This is a genomic window from Halomonas sp. MMSF_3323 (genome assembly GCF_030733595.1).
Lineage (GTDB): Bacteria > Pseudomonadota > Gammaproteobacteria > Pseudomonadales > Halomonadaceae > Halomonas > Halomonas litopenaei.
Map to the genome: position 1 here is coordinate 1 of NZ_JASHIT010000089.1, position 1,041 is coordinate 1,041.

The following is a 1,041-nucleotide window of genomic DNA, read 5'->3' on the forward strand; positions in this document are numbered from 1 at the left end:
GGCGGTCTCAATGAGCAAGTGCAACACCTGATCGATCAGGTACGCTATCGCTATGACTCATTGCTACCACCACCTTACTGCTGAAGAACGTGCCACCATCATGCTGATGCGTGAAGGTCACTCGATACGCTCCATCGCCAAGTTCCTTGGGAGAGCTGCCAGCACGATTTCTCGAGAACTGGCTCGGCATGCGGTACCTTCTCATGCTGGCTATGACGCCAGTCTGGCGGGTTTCAGGGCCACGCTGACGCGACATCGAGCACGACGACAATCGAAGTTGCGCCTTGGTACGCCTCTCTTCGATCTGGTGACCTACCTGTTGCGCAAGTACTGGTCTCCTAGGCAGATAGCCATCACACTGAAGCGCATGTATCCAAATGACCCTACACGTCAGGTCTCCCACGAGGCCATCTACAACGCGCTCTATGTGATGCCCCGAGGCTCGCTGAAAAAAGAGCTCATTGCTTGCCTTCGGCAGGGGAAGGGAAAGCGGCGTCCACGCAGTCGTGGCAAGGATCGTCGCCGCCAAATTCCTGACTTGGTCAGTATTCATCTCCGGCCGCCTGAGATCGAAGATCGGTTGATGCCCGGGCATTGGGAAGGCGACCTCATCATGGGGGCCAGCAACCGTTCTGCCGTAGGCACGTTGGTTGAGCGCACGACACGCTTCGTCATCCTGGTGAAAATGGACGGTACGACCGCGACGGATGCGATGGTCGGCTTTAGTGACAAATTGAACCGTGTTCCACGCTCACTACGGCTGTCGATGACCTACGACCAAGGGAGCGAGATGGTCAAGCATGCCGAAATAACCCAACGTACCGGGACAGCCATCTACTTCGCCGATCCACACAGCCCGTGGCAACGTGGGTCTAACGAGAATACCAATGGTCTGCTTCGACAGTATCTGCCCAAAGGAACGGACCTATCGACCTACACCCAGGAGGAGCTCGATGAGATCGCAGACTCACTCAATACCAGGCCTAGAGAGACGTTGAACGCCAAGACGCCTCTGGAGGTATACGCGGAGGTTCTCCAGAA

Annotated in this window: 1 protein-coding gene; it reads left to right on the top strand. The window is 56.3% G+C overall.

What is annotated here, in order from left to right; all coding sequences use genetic code 11:
• Nucleotides 1-52 precede the first annotated feature (52 nt).
• The coding region (locus RBB39_RS22695) for an IS30 family transposase (protein ID WP_306169437.1) at nt 53-1,041 on the top strand (989 nt) is incomplete at its 3' end.